This is a genomic window from Microbacterium sp. 10L49 (assembly GCF_056395125.1).
The window spans coordinates 1-419 of the sequence record NZ_JBFTIW010000010.1; the positions used below are offsets into that span (position 1 = coordinate 1).

1 rRNA gene is annotated in these 419 nt (G+C 56.6%); it reads right to left on the reverse strand.

Annotation, left to right across the window (positions count from 1 at the left end):
• Positions 1 to 419 (reverse strand): 23S ribosomal RNA (locus AC1DCT_RS18135); the annotation flags it as partial.

The following is a 419-nucleotide window of genomic DNA, read 5'->3' on the forward strand; positions in this document are numbered from 1 at the left end:
GTCCACTCCGGTCCTCTCGTACTAGGAGCAGCCCCYCTCAAWTCTCMARCGTCCACGGCAGATAGGGACCGAACTGTCTCACGACGTTCTAAACCCAGCTCGCGTACCACTTTAAATGGCGAACAGCCATACCCTTGGGACCKRCTTCAGCCCCAGGATGTGATGAGCCGACATCGAGGTGCCAAACACCGCCGTCGATATGAACTCTTGGGCGGTATCAGCCTGTTATCCCCGGAGTACCTTTTATCCGTTGAGCGATGGCCCTTCCATWCAGAACCACCGGATCACTATGACCTGCTTTCGCACCTGCTCGCGCCGTCACGCTCGCAGTCAAGCCAGCTTATGCCATTGCACTAACCTCCTGATGTCCGACCAGGATTAGCTGACCTTCGTGCTCCTCCGTTACGCTTTAGGAGGAG